Raw genomic sequence first — 15,538 nt, forward strand, 5'->3', positions numbered from 1 at the left:
GTTTTAAAACTATGTCTACACACCACAACAGCGAGTTGGTTAGAAAAATATTTGAAGCCTACCTCGAAAATAAAAGTCTGAGAAAAACGCCTGAGCGTTTTGCGATCTTAGAAGAAATATATTCCAGAGATGACCATTTCGATGTAGAAACACTCTACATCCATATGAAGAACCAGAAATACCGGGTCAGCAGAGCAACAGTGTACAATACCCTGGAGCTGCTTGTTTCCTGCGATCTGGTAACCAAACATCAGTTTGGAAAGAACATGGCCCAGTTTGAGAAGTCTTATGGTTACCATCAGCACGATCACATTATCTGTATCGATTGCGGCAAAGTAGTTGAATTCTGTGATCCGCGTATCCATCAGATTCAATCAATGGTGGGCGACTTACTGAAGTTTGACATCAAGCACCACTCTTTAAATTTGTATGGTACCTGCTTTGACTGTTCGGCCAAAGCCACGATCAAAAACAAGGAAGAAATCAAGAATGCAAGTTAACAAAACAAAATTATAATCTTTTCTTAAATTAAAATAATGACGCAAGTAGACGTGCTTCTTGGCCTGCAATGGGGCGATGAGGGCAAGGGAAAAATTGTTGACGTTTTATGTCCGCAATATGATTTGATAGCTCGTTTTCAAGGCGGACCGAATGCCGGCCACACCTTAGAGTTTGATGGCAAAAAGTTTGTTCTGAATACCATTCCTTCCGGTATTTTTAATGAGAAAACCATGAATCTGATTGGTAATGGGGTGGTAATTGATCCCATCATTTTAAAAAGAGAATTAGATAACCTGAAAAAAGCTGGTCACGATCCGATTGCCAAAGGCAAACTGGTGATTGCCCGCAAAGCACATCTGATCCTGCCAACACACCAGTTGCTGGATGCTGCAAATGAGCAGAAAATGGGCAAAGACAAGATAGGTTCCACACTGAAAGGTATAGGCCCTACTTATATGGACAAAACCGGACGTAATGGTTTACGTGTTGGTGATACTACCCTGCCTGATTTTAAAGAACGTTACACCAGGCTGGTAACAAAACATAAAGAACTGCTTTCACATTATAATTTTGAATACGATCTGGAAGAAAAAGAAGCTGCTTTCTTCGAAGCCGTAGAATTCCTGAAAAGCATTCCACATGTTGACAGCGAGCATTTTGTGAACGGTTACCTTAAAGATGGTAAAAAAGTACTGGCAGAAGGTGCACAGGGTACCTTGCTGGATATCGACTTCGGTTCTTATCCATTCGTAACTTCATCCAATACAACTACTGCCGGTGCCTGCACAGGATTAGGAATTGCCCCGAACAGTATCGGAAGTGTGGTAGGTATATTTAAAGCTTACTGTACCCGTGTTGGAAGCGGCCCTTTCCCTACGGAACTGGAAGATGAAGTAGGTGAAAACCTGCGCCAGGTAGGTCATGAATTTGGAGCTACAACAGGCCGTCCCCGCAGATGCGGATGGATTGACCTTCCTGCATTGAAATATGCGATTATGCTGAACGGTGTTACTGAAATGGTAATGACAAAAGCTGACGTCCTGAGTGACTTCGATACCATTTATGCCTGCACGCATTATGAACACAATGGAGAGACGATTGACTATATGCCATATGATATCATCTCTATCAAACCAACACCTGTTTTAAAGGCTATTGAAGGCTGGAAAACTGACATCACTAAAATCACCAGGGTAGATGAAATCCCTGCACAGCTGGCTGATTATATCGCCTTCCTGGAAAAGGAACTCGAAGTACCTGTAAAATACCTTTCTGTTGGCCCTGACAGGGTACAGACATTGATTCTGAACTAGAATCGAAAATAAAATAAGGCGGCTGATTTGCCGCCTTATTCATTTCCCTTCATTTCTACGGGTAAAAATGAACACACAGGAATTATTGACATTTAAACAGCAGGCACTGCTCTGGGCAAATCAGTTTCAGGTTTGCTGCTGCCTGGATTCTAACGGTTACAGCGATCCTTATTCCAGATATGATTTCCTGGTCGCTGCCGGCGCAGCTCAGGAACTTCAAAGCTCAGCAGGAAACGCTTTCAGTGAATTAAAGGCTTTCCATGACGCGCACCAGAACTGGCTTTTTGGTATGCTTAGCCATGACCTTAAAAATGAACTTGAAGAACTCAGTTCAGCTCACACCGATCAGCTCGGGTTCCCTGATCTTTTCTTTTTTGTACCGGAATATCTGATAGGTATCAAAGATGGCGTTCCGGCAATGCTGATTGGCCCTGCAGAGTTATTGGAGAGTATCAGCAAGACAGAATACCCTGCTACATCCCTTAACAGCATCCCTTTCGTTAAATCCAGGATGGATAAGTCTGCTTACCTTCAGAAAGTTGAAAAGCTAAGGACAGCTATAGCGTTGGGGGATATTTACGAAGTTACTTTTTGCCAGGAATTCTTCGCCGAAAATGCCGCCATCGACCCTTATCAGGTATACCTGAATCTGAACAGCATATCCCCTACCCCATTCTCCGGCTTCTTTAAAGTAGCAGACAAATACATCCTCTCAGCAAGTCCTGAAAGGTTTTTATGCAGGCGGGGGAATCAGCTATTTTCACAGCCGATTAAAGGCACGGCCAGGCGCAGTCCAGATATTAGAGAGGATGAACAGATCAGAACAGCACTCCTCAATAATTCCAAGGAGCAGGCAGAGAATGTTATGATTGTGGACCTGGTGCGGAACGATCTGACAAAAAGTGCAGTAAAAGGATCGGTAAAAGTTGAGGAACTGTTTGGTATTTATACTTTCCCGCAGGTTCATCAGATGATCTCTACTGTCAGCTGTACAATGGATCCGTCAGTACACCCTGCAGATGCGTTGAAAAACACATTTCCTGTAGGCTCTATGACCGGAGCACCTAAGGTACGCGCAATGGAACTGATCGAAGAAACAGAATGCAGCAGAAGGGGGATGTACTCCGGTGCTTTCGGCTATTTTGAACCCGCCGGTAATTTTGATTTCAATGTTATTATCCGCAGCATACTATACAACGAAAGCAACAGGTACCTTTCATTTCAGGTAGGAGGAGCAATCACATACGCGTCCTCGGCAGAAGCAGAATATGAGGAATGCCTGCTGAAGGCTTCAGCAATTATCAAAACGCTGAAAGGGTCAGTTTCCTGACCCTTTGTAATTCCTTATCTGCCATTTTCACAGCTATAAAGCAAATCTTAATTTACCGGTTTTCCTGTAGGGGAATTAAAATAGCGCTGTGCTTCCGGCAGGTCTTTCTGGATCTGTGCAATCCGTGTCGCATCAGAAGGGTGGGTACTTAAAAACTCCGATGGTTTTTGTGCGCCCTGGCTCTGTGCCGCCATGCGTTGCCAGAAACCCACTGCAGTTGAGGGATTATATCCGGCCATTGCCATAAAGATCAGGCCCAAGTGATCGGCTTCCAGCTCCTGGGTTCTTGAATTTGGTAACAGGTAAAATCCTTGTGCTCCAATACCATAAACCTGGTTAATTACTCCTTGTGTAGCTGCCGACTGACCTCCTGTAGCCGCACCTAAAAGTCCGCCTAAGCCTTGTGCAACAGCAGCTTTTGAAGCTCTTTCAGAGGAATGGTGTGCAACAGCATGTGCGATCTCATGTCCCATCACCGTTGCCAGTCCTGCATCATCTTTAGTAACAGGCAGGATACCGGAGTAAACCGCAACTTTACCTCCCGGCATACACCAGGCATTTACTTCTTTACTGTCAATCAGGTTAAACTCCCATTTGAATCCCTCAATCTGCGAGGCATAGCCATTGGCATTCATATATTTAGTAACAGCGGCGGCAATTTTCTGCCCCACATTCCTGATTCTTACCGCATCAGCATTGTTTAAAACCTTCGTTTCGGGAGCTTTAAGCAGCGTCGAATAACTCTGTGCAGCGGCAGTCTGCATCTCACTTTCATTCACAAAACTTATCCTGCTTCTTCCTGAAAGCGGAACGGTGGAACAACCGTAGTTCAGCAGTATTGCCGCAGCAATTCCTGTCAGTAATAATTTCTTCATCAGTATTTATTTAGTTAGAATTTCATCAGTAAACAATTGCTATCAGCAGTTAAAAAGTTACCGCTAGCGCTGGTTTCTTTTAAACAGATATACTTTAGATTCCTTGCCTTTGAGTAACCGTTCCAGGTTTTTTTGATGCGTCACCAGAATAAGTATGCAGACACACATACTGTACAACACCTCCGATTTGATCGTTGAATGCAGCACAAAAACAATTCCAAGCGGAAAGGTAAATCCTGCACAGATAGATCCCAGCGAAACATATTTTGTAACCAGTAAAATCACTACAAAAACAAGAACACAAAGCATCGCTGCCGGAAAATTAACCGCCAAAATCATTCCAAAAAGCGTCGCCACTCCTTTTCCTCCCCTGAATCCGGCAAAGATCGGGAACAGGTGTCCCATCACGGCCGTTACGCCCAGCGCAAGTTCATAATTCACAAATTGTGAAGAATTATGCGGGCCGGTAACCGAAAGCCCTATAAAATAGGCCAGTTTGGTAGCTGTGTATCCTTTGGCGATGTCGATCGTCATCACCGCAATACCGGCTTTTTTGCCCAGTACCCGAAAGGTATTGGTTGCTCCGGCGTTTCCGCTTCCGTATTCCCTGACGTCGATACCATAAAAAGCCTGCCCGATCCATACAGCCGTAGGAATAGACCCGCAGAGGTAAGCCAAAATAACTGCAGAAATAGAAAAGATAGATATCATACCCCTTAATAGGCTTTTAAACTCATGTCTAAACTTTTAACCGAATGGGTAATTGCTCCCATGGAAATGTAATCAACTCCGCAATCTGCATACTGAGTTATATTTTCTTCTGTAATTCCACCCGAAGCTTCTGTGATGTAGCGATGATCTATCAGCTTTACGGCCGTATTCAGGTCGTCAAAACTAAAATTATCCAGCATGATCCTGCTGACCATCCCTTTTTCCAGTACCTGGTTCAGCTCTTCCAGGTTTCTAACCTCGATCTCGATTTCCAGCTGTTTGGCCTGATCGGCAAGGTATTGATTAGCGGCAGTAATTGCATTGGCAATTCCTCCTGCATAGTCCACGTGATTGTCCTTGATAAGGATCATATCATACAGACCTATCCTATGGTTTACACCGCCGCCTATCCTTACAGCCCATTTTTCGATATACCGTAGTCCGGGAGTAGTTTTACGTGTATCCAGCAGTTTAGTAGTGTAGCTTTCCAAAGATTTGACGATCCGGTTGGTTTTGGTCGCGATGCCACTCATGCGCTGCATACAGTTTAGTACCAAGCGCTCTGCAAGTAAAATGGCATGTGTACTTCCTTCAACGGTAAATGCGACATCACCATAGGCAACAGTCTCACCGTCATTAATGAAAATTTCAGTTTGCAGGGTAGCATCTATCTGGTTAAAGATTTCCATTGCAAGCTCCACTCCGGCCAGAATACCGGCCTCTTTGACCAATAATTTTGCTTTGCCACGTGCGCCGGCAGGTATGGTAGAAAGTGATGTATGATCCCCATCACCAAGATCCTCGGCGATGGCATTCTTTATAAACAGGTCTATTAATTTCTTATCCAAAACTCGTATTTTAGATCAAAAATAGCATTTTTAACATAAATTAACGTTATTATTTATCCGGTTCAATCCTTAATTCTGTGATAAAAAATGTACCGGATGTTTTTTTCAGCGTAACGGCCACCCTGAATTTACCATTTTTAGTGTTTAGCGCCAGGACACCAAACCTGTAATTTGGATTGGTATTGATCAGGTGAACTACAGCCGAAGCCGATGGCGGATTTTTCGTAAAAAATTCTCTTATAATTTGTTCAGCCTGTGCTTTTGGGTAGACATCTTCTTCTTCATTTACCTTTAATTCTACCGAGGATGAGAAACTTTTACTGATCTCCTTTGAATTCGCAGACTTGAATAATCCCGATAATGTATCAACAATATCGCCCTGTAAGGCCAAAGGAAAGCATATCTGCGTCAGTACAATCAGTGCCGGAAGTAATGGTCTTATCATATTCTAAAGATAACAATAAATCCGGACACAAATTATGCCATTAACAGATCATAAAATTCAATTAGATTACTGATCAAACTTCAATAGAACTATATTTGTTAGGTTATAAATACCAGCGAAATATCAATTACTATTCAAATGGACAATAAAAAAGTGATGCTCCTCATTCTTGATGGATGGGGTTACGGAAAACAGGATAATTCAGATGCAGCGTATGCAGCCAATACACCTTTCTTTGATTCTTTACTTAAACAATATCCAAATTCTAAACTTGAAGCCTCAGGCGAAGCCGTAGGATTACCTGCAGGACAGATGGGTAACTCAGAAGTAGGACACATGAACCTGGGAGCCGGAAGAGTAGTTTACCAGGAACTCGGCCGGATAAACAAAGCAATCAGTGACGGATCGATTAAAACGAATAAAACATTGTCTGATGCATTCGATTATGCAAAGACCAACAATAAGGCTGTTCACTTTATCGGACTTTTGTCTGATGGTGGTGTGCATGCCCATATCAATCATTTGAAAGGATTATGTGATGCTGCAAATGAAAAAGGACTGAAAGATGTTTTTGTACATGGCTTTTTGGATGGCAGGGATACTGATCCCAATTCCGGACTGGGCTTTGTTAAAGAGCTTGACCAGCACCTGAAAACTTCAACAGGCAGGATTGCCAGTTTAATCGGCCGTTATTATGCCATGGATAGGGACTCCCGATGGGAACGTGTAAAACAAGCTTATGATGTAATGACCAAAAGCATTGGTGAGCATACCGCAGATCCTCTTGCTGCGATAGAAAAATCTTATGCTGATGGCATAACCGATGAATTTATCAAACCTATAGTTGTTACGGAAAATGGTGAGGCAGTCGCTACGATACAGCCGGATGATGTAGTTATCTGTTTCAATTACAGAACTGACAGGGGCCGCGAGATTACAGCAGCGCTGACACAAAATGATTATCCCGACTTTGACATGCACAAGCTGGCGTTATATTATGTAACGATGACCAGCTACGATGAAAACTTCGAAAACGTAAAAGTTATCTTTACCAAGGATGACCTCACCGAAACACTTGGAGAGATCCTCGAGAAAAATCATAAAAATCAAATCCGTATAGCAGAAACGGAGAAGTACCCGCACGTCACATTTTTCTTCTCGGGTGGAAGGGAGCAGGCTTTTGAAAATGAGAAAAGGATTATGATCCCTTCTCCAAAAGTAGCAACCTATGATCTTCAACCGGAAATGAGCGCACAGGGTATTACGGATGCCATCACCAAAGAACTGGAAGCGGGCTGGGCAGATTTTATCTGTCTGAACTTTGCCAACCCGGACATGGTTGGGCACACAGGCGTATTTGAAGCGGTAGTTAAAGCCGTGGAAACTGCAGACCGCTGTGCCGAGGCTGTAGTAAAAAAAGGCCTTGAAAATGGTTACGCCTTTATCATCCTTGCAGACCACGGAAATTCGGAATTCATGGTTAACATTGATGGTTCTGCAAATACTGCACATACTACTAACCTGGTTCCGTGTATTCTCGTAGGTACTGAATATACCAGCATTGCTGATGGTAAACTGGGCGACGTAGCACCAACGATTTTAACGATCATGGGCATTGAAAAACCTGCGATCATGACCGGAAATTCTCTGGTATAATGAGGAATACCCTATTCCTTTTACTGTCTGTTTTGTTTTTTGGGAGCTGTGATTCTGTGGCTCCCAAAAAACAGGCTGCAGTCCCTCAATATTTTGACCTGAAAGGTTTTATGGATAAGGAAGTGCAGCGCCTTAAAACGCTCAATCCCGAAATCAATAAGACTGTAATGGTGAACAATACAGCTGAGGATAAAAAACTGAAAATTGCCGACTGGCAAAAGGAACTGTCGGCTTTCACTGATGCTGATATTAATAAATCAGCATGGGAAGGGCTTTTTACCAGACATAAAAATGCAACTGCAGAAATCTATAAGTCTGACAACGATAAAGTGCCGGTAAAATCATTGACCGTTCAATACAGGGATCACAAAATATTTAAGATCCAGATCCTCAACAGCAATTCCAATTCGCTTTACACTTCCAATGATACACTTTCGTATTTTCCTGACAGCCTGTATGAGGTCCGGAAAACACAGCATATCAAGCTGCTTAATGTAAAGAGTTACCGGATTACCGGAAAATTCAACTAATCGACGGCATTTTTACAATTAACAATTTAAATCATACCGTAACTTATGGCATGATTTATTTTGTTTATACACCTGTAATTATTATTTTCGATTTAACCGTTAACTACAACGCTATGAAGGATCAAAATACAAGTATAAGGTTATTTTAGCTGATCAAGAACAGAACAAATGAACAGACTGCACTGGATTCAGTCGCAGTTCTTCAGACTACGATTAAGGAAGAAGTGAAAGCAGAAAGTACAGTTAAGTTTAATGATGTGAGGATGGAGCTCATTGACAATTCATTGAATTGACTGGAAGGATTAGCGATGTGAAAATTGAGCTATCAGAAAAAACAATAATGTTTGAACCGAGCTCAACGAAAAAATAGACAATGTAAGAATCGAGCTTAATGAAAAGATAGAAAATCTAAGAACCGAGCTTAATGAAAAATAGACAATGTAAGATTTGACCTGATCAACAAGGTAAATGCTGCTAAAGTTCAAACTATATTGTGGGTAGCCGGTATGACTGTGGTACAACTCCTGGCCCGGTATTTCTTCAAATAAAAAAAGGTGCCCCTGACGAAGCACCCTTATTATTTTTAATAACTCAGATTTTATTTCAAACTTGCGATCTGTGCTTTCACATAATCAATCAGTGAAATAATATCCTTGCGCAAAGGCTGCACAATAAGCACTTTCTGAAAATCTGCTATTGAACTGTTAAAGATGGCAATACAAGCTTCCTTATCCGCTTTTTTCTTGATCTTATAAGATTTGTAAATCGCATAATCTTTATAAGCCAGTCCCCTGTTCTGCAACAGCTGGGTATCTTCCTCTCCATTGATCTCTATCGCCTTACTGAAATCCTTGATAGCCGATAAATAAAACGTCTCACGCATCTGATTCAATGATTCTTTCGGATCATTCGCCACATTTTGTCTTGCTTTACCCCTGTAATAATATGCAGAGTAATCCGAAGGCTTGATGGTAATCAGGCGGCTGTAAGTCTCAATAGAGCTTTCAAAATTACCACATTGAAAATAAGAATATCCCAGCATCTTTAACACGCTTGGGCTGTTCGGGCTTTTGGAATCAGCTTTTTCCAACTGGGCTACAGCCCCTTTATAATCGCCTTTCATCATAGCCTGCATCCCTAACTTATCGTAACTTCCGCTTTGTGCAAAGCTGATTTGAGCATAAATAACTAAAAGTAATACAAGCGTTTTTTTAATGTAAATCATCAAATTTTATTTAATAAAGAATAAAGATATAAAATCATAGCCTAAGTAGCTAAAGTTAAAATATCATTTATAAATATTCAATGGGTAAACGCTAAAAAAGAAGAAATATGATAGATGCGTCACTTATATTTTAAAATACTGCCTTTTTAACAGACAAAACACGATATTGAGGCTTTGGCATAACTGTTGAAATTATAAACAATTGTATATAATTAATTTTTTTTTAAGCGGCATACTGTCACATTGTCGTTTTTTTATTTAGAAAGGCCTATTTAATGAGTATAAAAGATCAGTTTGATTTTGGCAACGCACTACCCATCATAAATGAAGATACGGAATTTTTTCCATTAATGTCCCAACAAGATGAAGATGAGATGAATAACGAGGAAACACCGGATGTATTAGCCATTCTTCCGCTTAGAAATACGGTATTGTTTCCTGGAGTTGTTATCCCGATCACTGTTGGCAGGGACAAATCCATCAAATTAATCAAAGAAGCCTACAAAGGTGATAAGATTATTGGTGTGGTATCTCAGCTGGATGTATCCATTGAAGACCCTACATTTGAACAGCTCAATAAGGTGGGGACGGTAGCTCATATCATTAAGATGCTGCAAATGCCGGACGGTAACACTACCGTGATCATCCAGGGAAAACAACGTTTCCGCCTGATCGAAGAAGTACAATCTGAACCTTATATTAAAGTTACCATCAGTAAATTTAATGAGGCCAAACATAAAACAGACAAAGAATTTAAGGCACTGGTAGCGTCTATCAGGGAAATGTCTTCGCAGATTATTCAGTTGTCGCCCAACATTCCAAGTGAGGCCGCAATGGCACTCAAAAATATTGAAAGCACTTCTTTCCTCATCAACTTCATCTCTTCCAACATGAATGCAGATGTGAAAGATAAGCAGAAAATGCTGGAGATGGAAAATCTGAGGGCCAGGGCCATGATGGTAATGGAGCTGCTTACGCTCGAGCTGCAGATGCTGGAACTCAAAAACCAGATCCAGTCGAAAGTACGTACTGATCTCGACAAACAGCAAAGGGACTATTTCCTGAACCAGCAACTGAAAACCATCCAGGAAGAACTGGGCGGTAATTCATCAGACCTGGAATACGAAGCTCTGGAAACTCGCGCCAAAAAGAAAAAATGGTCTGTACAGGTAAAAGGACATTTCAGCAAGGAACTGGAAAAACTTGGACGAATGAACCCTGCGGCACCAGACTATTCGGTGCAGATCAATTATCTTGAACTGCTGCTCGATCTGCCATGGAACGACTTCACCAAAGACAATTTCGACTTAAAACGCGCCCAAAAGGTATTGGATAAAGACCATTTCGGTTTAGAAAAGGTAAAACAGCGTATCATTGAATATCTGGCCGTTTTAAAGTTAAAACGGGATATGAAGGCGCCGATCATCTGCCTGGTGGGCCCTCCGGGAGTTGGTAAAACTTCATTAGGGAAATCCATCGCCAAAGCACTGAACAGAAAGTACGTGCGTATGGCACTCGGCGGTATCAGGGATGAAGCGGAAATACGAGGACACAGAAAAACATACATTGGCGCTATGCCGGGCCGTATCATACAATCCATCAAAAAGGCAGGTGCAGCAAACCCTGTTTTTGTACTGGATGAGATTGACAAGGTTGGTGCTGATCACCGTGGTGATCCTTCATCTGCACTTTTAGAGGTATTAGACCCCGAACAGAACAGTGCCTTCAATGACCATTACGTTGAAGCAGATTATGATCTGTCTAACGTACTGTTTATTGCAACAGCCAATTCCCTGAGCAACATTCAGCCGGCCCTGCTAGACCGTATGGAGATCATTGAAGTAAATGGCTATACCATTGAAGAGAAAATAGAAATCGCCAAAAAATACCTGCTGCCAAAACAAAAAGAACAGCACGGTATCAAAACAAAAGATATCGTTTTAAAGAACAGCCTGATCGAAAAAGTGATCGAGGATTATACCCGTGAGTCTGGCGTAAGGGGATTGGAAAAAAAAATCGGTTCACTGGTGCGTGGCGTAGCTACTAAAATTGCTATGGAAGAGAGTTATGAAGCTGCACTTACTTTAGAAGATGTAGAACGTATTCTTGGCGCACCTATCTACGACAAAGATCTGTACGAAGGTAATGAAGTTGCAGGTGTAGTGACAGGTCTTGCCTGGACACAGGTGGGAGGTGATATCCTTTTCATAGAAGCCAGCCTCAGTCCCGGAAAAGGAAAGCTGACACTGACAGGAAATCTTGGTGATGTCATGAAAGAATCCGCAGTAATTGCCCTCGCCTATCTGAGGGCTCATGCGGCGGCCTTTAACATTGACAATCAGCTGTTCGACCTTTGGGATATACATGTACACGTTCCTGCTGGTGCAACACCAAAAGATGGACCTTCAGCAGGGGTTACCATGCTGACAGCATTAACTTCAGCTTTCACCCAGCGTAAAGTCAAATCCAATCTGGCCATGACAGGCGAGATCACCCTCCGTGGTAAAGTCCTGCCTGTGGGCGGTATAAAGGAAAAAATCCTAGCCGCAAAAAGAGCCAATATAAAAGATATCATTTTATGCAAGTCAAACCGTAAAGACATCCTTGAGATCAAAGAAAGTTATATCAAAGACCTGAATTTTCACTACGTTACTGAAATGAAGGAAGTGATTGATCTGGCACTGACTGTAGATAAAGTGAAAAATCCGCAGGACCTTACTATTAAACCTAAAGTACCAGTTAACTGATTGCACAGATAAATATTAACTCATATCTTTAAAGCTCCGGAATAACCGGGGCTTTTTTTTTGAATCAACATGAAATATACCGGTTACCCGCTCATTCTGTTCCTGCTTTTTATATCCATTGCTGCCCAGTCTCAAACCTATAAAAGTGAGTTAGGCCTCCGCAGCGACAATGATTCATATCTCGGACAGGGCTCCGACCGCTACTATACCAACGGACTGTTTTTTAATTTTCGCCATGCGCTGGATCAGCAAAAGCTGCCGCAGGCCCTGGAAAAAAAGACCTATGAAATTTCCATTGGACAAAAAATGTTCAACCCCTATTCTGGAGATGCTCCAAACCCGGCTACGCAGGACCGGCCTTTTGCCGGTTACTTATATGCAGAAGGCGCAATGAACTGGTTTTATAGTGATGAAAGTATCATCAAAGCCAGCGCACAAATTGGAACCACCGGTAAGAACTCTCTTGGCGAAGCAGGACAAAAATTATTGCACAGCACTTTTGGATTTTATGATATCGAAGGCTGGGACTATCAGATAAAAAATGAACTGGCACTGAACCTTTCGGGTCAGTATACCAGGTTACTTACGCGCATAGCAGATAATGCTGTAGAATTCTCTTTCGAGGGTTATGCCAATCTGGGTACAACATTTACAGGAGCAGGAGCAGGATTACTGTTCAGAACGGGTGCCCTCAACCAACTTTTCAATTCTGCCTATACCAATGCTGTAATCGGCAACCATGCCAAAACAAAAGCATTTGTAAAAAGAGAATTCTTTTTTTACGCAAAACCTCAGCTGAACTTTGTTGCCTATGATGCAACTATACAGGGTAGCCTGTTTAACAATAATAGTCCTGTAACTTTTAGCCAGAAGCCGGTGGTATTTGCACAACAGATTGGTGCGGATTACAGCTCACAGCGTTTTACTGTAGATTTTAGTGTAATCTTTAAAACCAGAGAAGTTAAAAGTACCGCTATCGCCCACCAGTGGGGCTCACTTGGCTTGTTCTACAGGTTTGACAAAACCGAATAAAAAATTAAGCATCCAGGCGGGGACGTTTTCGGGATTCCTTCTTCAATGCAATAGACTTTTTGTCACTTTTCCTTTTCATGATCACACTTCGTGGTGTACGGGTAGGTTTTCTTACTTTATCCACATGAAGCGCTGCTCTAAGCAATGCATACAGTTTGTCTACCGTATTTTCTTTGTTCACAAGCTGACTGCGGTCATCCTGGGAGATGACATGCAGGTTTCCTTCCTGATCCAGCCGGTTCGACAGCCTTTCTGCGAGTAATTGTTTCTCTTCCGGGCTAAAGAAATCCGCTGATGCTATATGGAAGATCAGCTCTACTTTGCTCGAAACCTTGTTTACATTCTGCCCGCCCTTACCCCCGCTGCGCGAAGTCTTAAAGGAAACAGTTTTCATCAGTTCTTTTCTGTCGGGTAACATAAAGCAAAAATAATTCTTTTCAGGGAATAAATATAAATAGTGTCACGCTGATTCATCAGGCGCTTCAAATAAAGGAGGATTAATCTTTCAGAAAAGGCCCAAAAGACTAACTTTGCGCCATATGAGAAAAAATCTGGTTGTTGCGATTGATGGTTATTCTTCCTGCGGTAAAAGTACACTGGCAAAAGCTCTGGCTAAAAAACTGGGCTTTATATATATAGACAGTGGTGCAATGTACCGAGCGGTAACCCTCTATTTTTTGCGCAATCATATCAGCATGACTGATCATGACAAAATTATTGACGCCCTTCAGCACATAGAGCTAAACTTTCATTCGAGAGATTATGAATCCCACATTACCCTTAACGGCGAAGAAGTGTCAGAAGAAATCAGGAAAATGCCCGTTTCAGAAAACGTGAGTGAGGTATCTGCCATCAAGGAAGTACGCACGGAAATGGTAAGGCAGCAGCAGCGGATGGGGAAATCCAAGAACATTGTCATGGATGGCCGGGATATAGGCACCACCGTATTTGCTGATGCACAGGTGAAATTTTTCATGACTGCCGATCCAAAAATCCGCGCAGAACGAAGGTATAAGGAATTACAAAGCAAAGGAGATACGGAAACTTCTCTGGAGGATGTTTTTGAGAACCTTGCTCACCGTGATTATGCAGATACCACCCGTAAGGAAAGTCCGCTGGTACGTGCCGAAGATGCTATAATCCTGGATAACACAGACATCACACAGGAAGAACAACTGGAGTTTGCCCTCAACAAGGTTGCACCCTATTTGGCAAAGCTGAATTAAGCCATACTTTGCCTTCAAATAAATCGCTTTGTCATCGGAATTTAAGCTTTTCATAGGCAAGCAGTTCAAAATCAACAAGATTTATTAAAATATTCTTTCTATAAAAAGAATATTTTCTATCTTTGCAGTCCCTAAAGGGAAAAGGAGATTAAATGATTAATGGCAAAAAAACAAGTAGCAGAAAAAGAATTAGAGGCTAAAAAAGCCGAATTACAAGGTGCAGACGCCCGTCTCACTGAAAGAGAAACTATTGAATCAGAAGCTGATTCATTATCGATCGAACAGATCAAATCATCTTTAGCAACACCAGATCAGGATTTTGACTGGGATGCAGACGACAAAGCTTTCGGAAAATACTCTGACGAAGACCGTAAAAAGTTCGAAGACATGTATACCGACACTTTCAATCAAATCAACCAGGGTGAAATCATTAGCGGTATTGTTGTATCTATCAACAACAAAGACGTCGTATTGAACGTAGGATTTAAATCTGACGGTTTAGTATCAACTTCTGAGTTCCGTGATACTCCTGATTTGAAGATTGGCGATACAGTTGATGTATTCGTAGAAGCTCCTGAAGATGCAAATGGTCAGTTGATTTTATCTCGTAAAAGAGCTAAAACTCAAAGATCATGGGAATCTATCAACGAAGCCCTTGACAATGACAGAATCATCAACGGATTTGTTAAAAGCCGTACCAAAGGTGGTCTTATCGTTGACATTATGGGTGTTGAGGCATTCTTACCTGGTTCTCAGATCGACATCAAACCGATCCGTGATTACGATGTTTACGTAGGTAAAACAATGGAATTCAAAGTTGTGAAAATCAACCACGAATTTAAAAATGTTGTAGTATCGCACAAAATCTTAATCGAAGACGATTTAGAAAGTCAAAAAGTTGAGATCGTATCTAAACTTGAAAAAGGTCAGGTACTTGAAGGTACTGTTAAAAACATTACAGACTTCGGTGTATTCATCGATTTAGGTGGTGTTGATGGTTTACTTCACATTACTGATATTTCTTGGGGCCGCATAGAGCATCCAAAAGAAGTATTGAGCTTAGACGAGAAAATCAATGTAGTTGTTCTTGACTTTGATG

The 15,538-nt window shown here is 41.8% G+C and carries 15 protein-coding genes; 9 read left to right on the forward strand and 6 right to left on the reverse strand.

Features of this window, described 5'->3' with window-relative positions; all coding sequences use genetic code 11:
* The first annotated feature begins 11 nt into the window (after positions 1-11).
* The 3 genes from ABWY16_RS10620 to ABWY16_RS10630 all read left to right on the forward strand — a co-directional run bounded on the left by ABWY16_RS10620 (position 12) and on the right by ABWY16_RS10630 (position 3,144).
* Positions 12-500, forward strand: a complete 489-nt coding sequence (locus tag ABWY16_RS10620; RefSeq protein ID WP_142529464.1) for a Fur family transcriptional regulator — start codon at positions 12-14, stop codon at positions 498-500.
* Positions 501-536: 36 nt separating this feature from the next.
* The gene (locus ABWY16_RS10625) at positions 537-1,814 is read left to right on the forward strand and encodes an adenylosuccinate synthase (RefSeq protein ID WP_353904622.1); all 1,278 of its coding nucleotides are present in this window, start codon (positions 537-539) and stop codon (positions 1,812-1,814) included.
* Positions 1,815-1,881: 67 nt separating this feature from the next.
* Positions 1,882-3,144, forward strand: a complete 1,263-nt coding sequence (locus ABWY16_RS10630) for an anthranilate synthase component I family protein (RefSeq protein WP_353904623.1) — start codon at positions 1,882-1,884, stop codon at positions 3,142-3,144.
* A 47-nt stretch (positions 3,145-3,191) separates the two neighbouring features.
* Here ABWY16_RS10630 and ABWY16_RS10635 read toward each other — a convergent pair whose 3' ends face one another.
* The 4 genes from ABWY16_RS10635 to ABWY16_RS10650 all read right to left on the reverse strand — a co-directional run bounded on the left by ABWY16_RS10635 (position 3,192) and on the right by ABWY16_RS10650 (position 6,023).
* The gene (locus ABWY16_RS10635) at positions 3,192-4,019 is read right to left on the reverse strand and encodes a M48 family metallopeptidase (protein ID WP_353904624.1); all 828 of its coding nucleotides are present in this window, start codon (positions 4,017-4,019) and stop codon (positions 3,192-3,194) included.
* A 63-nt stretch (positions 4,020-4,082) separates the two neighbouring features.
* Positions 4,083-4,730 (reverse strand): glycerol-3-phosphate 1-O-acyltransferase PlsY, encoded by a 648-nt coding sequence (gene plsY / locus ABWY16_RS10640; protein WP_353904625.1) that lies wholly within the window; start codon positions 4,728-4,730, stop codon positions 4,083-4,085.
* 5 nt (positions 4,731-4,735) lie between these two features.
* A complete protein-coding gene (nadC, locus tag ABWY16_RS10645; protein ID WP_353904626.1) occupies positions 4,736-5,578 on the reverse strand; it encodes a carboxylating nicotinate-nucleotide diphosphorylase in 843 nt (280 codons plus the stop codon).
* A 49-nt stretch (positions 5,579-5,627) separates the two neighbouring features.
* Positions 5,628-6,023: a DUF4783 domain-containing protein gene (locus ABWY16_RS10650; RefSeq protein ID WP_353904627.1), complete on the reverse strand. Its 396-nt coding sequence runs from the start codon at positions 6,021-6,023 to the stop codon at positions 5,628-5,630.
* Between the two features lie 138 nt (positions 6,024-6,161).
* Here ABWY16_RS10650 and gpmI point away from each other — a divergent pair, with 138 nt between their 5' ends.
* On the forward strand, positions 6,162-7,679 hold the full coding sequence (gene gpmI / locus ABWY16_RS10655; protein ID WP_353904628.1) for a 2,3-bisphosphoglycerate-independent phosphoglycerate mutase: 1,518 nt from the start codon (positions 6,162-6,164) through the stop codon (positions 7,677-7,679).
* Positions 7,679-8,209 (forward strand): hypothetical protein, encoded by a 531-nt coding sequence (locus ABWY16_RS10660; protein ID WP_353904629.1) that lies wholly within the window; start codon positions 7,679-7,681, stop codon positions 8,207-8,209. Before gpmI ends, ABWY16_RS10660 begins: the two co-directional genes overlap by 1 nt.
* Before the next feature lie 598 nt (positions 8,210-8,807).
* On the opposite strand, the gene ABWY16_RS10665 is transcribed toward ABWY16_RS10660, so the two are convergent.
* Positions 8,808-9,434, reverse strand: a complete 627-nt coding sequence (locus ABWY16_RS10665; RefSeq protein WP_353904630.1) for a tetratricopeptide repeat protein — start codon at positions 9,432-9,434, stop codon at positions 8,808-8,810.
* A gap of 275 nt (positions 9,435-9,709) precedes the next feature.
* On the opposite strand from ABWY16_RS10665, the gene lon reads away from it, so the two are divergent.
* A complete protein-coding gene (lon, locus tag ABWY16_RS10670; RefSeq protein ID WP_353904631.1) occupies positions 9,710-12,181 on the forward strand; it encodes an endopeptidase La in 2,472 nt (823 codons plus the stop codon).
* A 69-nt stretch (positions 12,182-12,250) separates the two neighbouring features.
* Positions 12,251-13,213 (forward strand): lipid A deacylase LpxR family protein, encoded by a 963-nt coding sequence (locus ABWY16_RS10675; RefSeq protein WP_353904632.1) that lies wholly within the window; start codon positions 12,251-12,253, stop codon positions 13,211-13,213.
* 4 nt (positions 13,214-13,217) lie between these two features.
* Here ABWY16_RS10675 and ABWY16_RS10680 read toward each other — a convergent pair whose 3' ends face one another.
* Positions 13,218-13,631, reverse strand: a complete 414-nt coding sequence (locus ABWY16_RS10680) for a peptide chain release factor-like protein (protein WP_353904633.1) — start codon at positions 13,629-13,631, stop codon at positions 13,218-13,220.
* 121 nt (positions 13,632-13,752) lie between these two features.
* Between ABWY16_RS10680 and cmk the strand changes: the two genes are divergently transcribed.
* On the forward strand, positions 13,753-14,439 hold the full coding sequence (gene cmk, locus ABWY16_RS10685; RefSeq protein WP_353904634.1) for a (d)CMP kinase: 687 nt from the start codon (positions 13,753-13,755) through the stop codon (positions 14,437-14,439).
* 159 nt (positions 14,440-14,598) lie between these two features.
* The coding region (locus ABWY16_RS10690) for a 30S ribosomal protein S1 (RefSeq protein WP_353904635.1) at positions 14,599-15,538 on the forward strand (940 nt) is incomplete at its 3' end.

Source organism: Pedobacter sp. (assembly GCF_040513095.1).
Lineage (GTDB): Bacteria > Bacteroidota > Bacteroidia > Sphingobacteriales > Sphingobacteriaceae > Pedobacter.

Bases quoted from the DNA above. Each gene is read 5' to 3' on its own strand.
- ABWY16_RS10675 (WP_353904632.1), top strand. From the start codon at position 12,251: ATGAAATATACCGGTTACCCGCTCATTCTGTTCCTGCTTTTTATATCC.
- ABWY16_RS10650 (WP_353904627.1), bottom strand. From the start codon at position 6,023: ATGATAAGACCATTACTTCCGGCACTGATTGTACTGACGCAGATATGC.
- ABWY16_RS10625 (WP_353904622.1), top strand. From the start codon at position 537: ATGACGCAAGTAGACGTGCTTCTTGGCCTGCAATGGGGCGATGAGGGC.
- ABWY16_RS10620 (WP_142529464.1), top strand. From the start codon at position 12: ATGTCTACACACCACAACAGCGAGTTGGTTAGAAAAATATTTGAAGCC.
- gpmI (WP_353904628.1), top strand. From the start codon at position 6,162: ATGGACAATAAAAAAGTGATGCTCCTCATTCTTGATGGATGGGGTTAC.
- cmk (WP_353904634.1), top strand. From the start codon at position 13,753: ATGAGAAAAAATCTGGTTGTTGCGATTGATGGTTATTCTTCCTGCGGT.
- ABWY16_RS10680 (WP_353904633.1), bottom strand. From the start codon at position 13,631: ATGTTACCCGACAGAAAAGAACTGATGAAAACTGTTTCCTTTAAGACT.
- ABWY16_RS10635 (WP_353904624.1), bottom strand. From the start codon at position 4,019: ATGAAGAAATTATTACTGACAGGAATTGCTGCGGCAATACTGCTGAAC.
- ABWY16_RS10665 (WP_353904630.1), bottom strand. From the start codon at position 9,434: ATGATTTACATTAAAAAAACGCTTGTATTACTTTTAGTTATTTATGCT.
- ABWY16_RS10660 (WP_353904629.1), top strand. From the start codon at position 7,679: ATGAGGAATACCCTATTCCTTTTACTGTCTGTTTTGTTTTTTGGGAGC.
- ABWY16_RS10630 (WP_353904623.1), top strand. From the start codon at position 1,882: ATGAACACACAGGAATTATTGACATTTAAACAGCAGGCACTGCTCTGG.
- plsY (WP_353904625.1), bottom strand. From the start codon at position 4,730: ATGATATCTATCTTTTCTATTTCTGCAGTTATTTTGGCTTACCTCTGC.
- lon (WP_353904631.1), top strand. From the start codon at position 9,710: ATGAGTATAAAAGATCAGTTTGATTTTGGCAACGCACTACCCATCATA.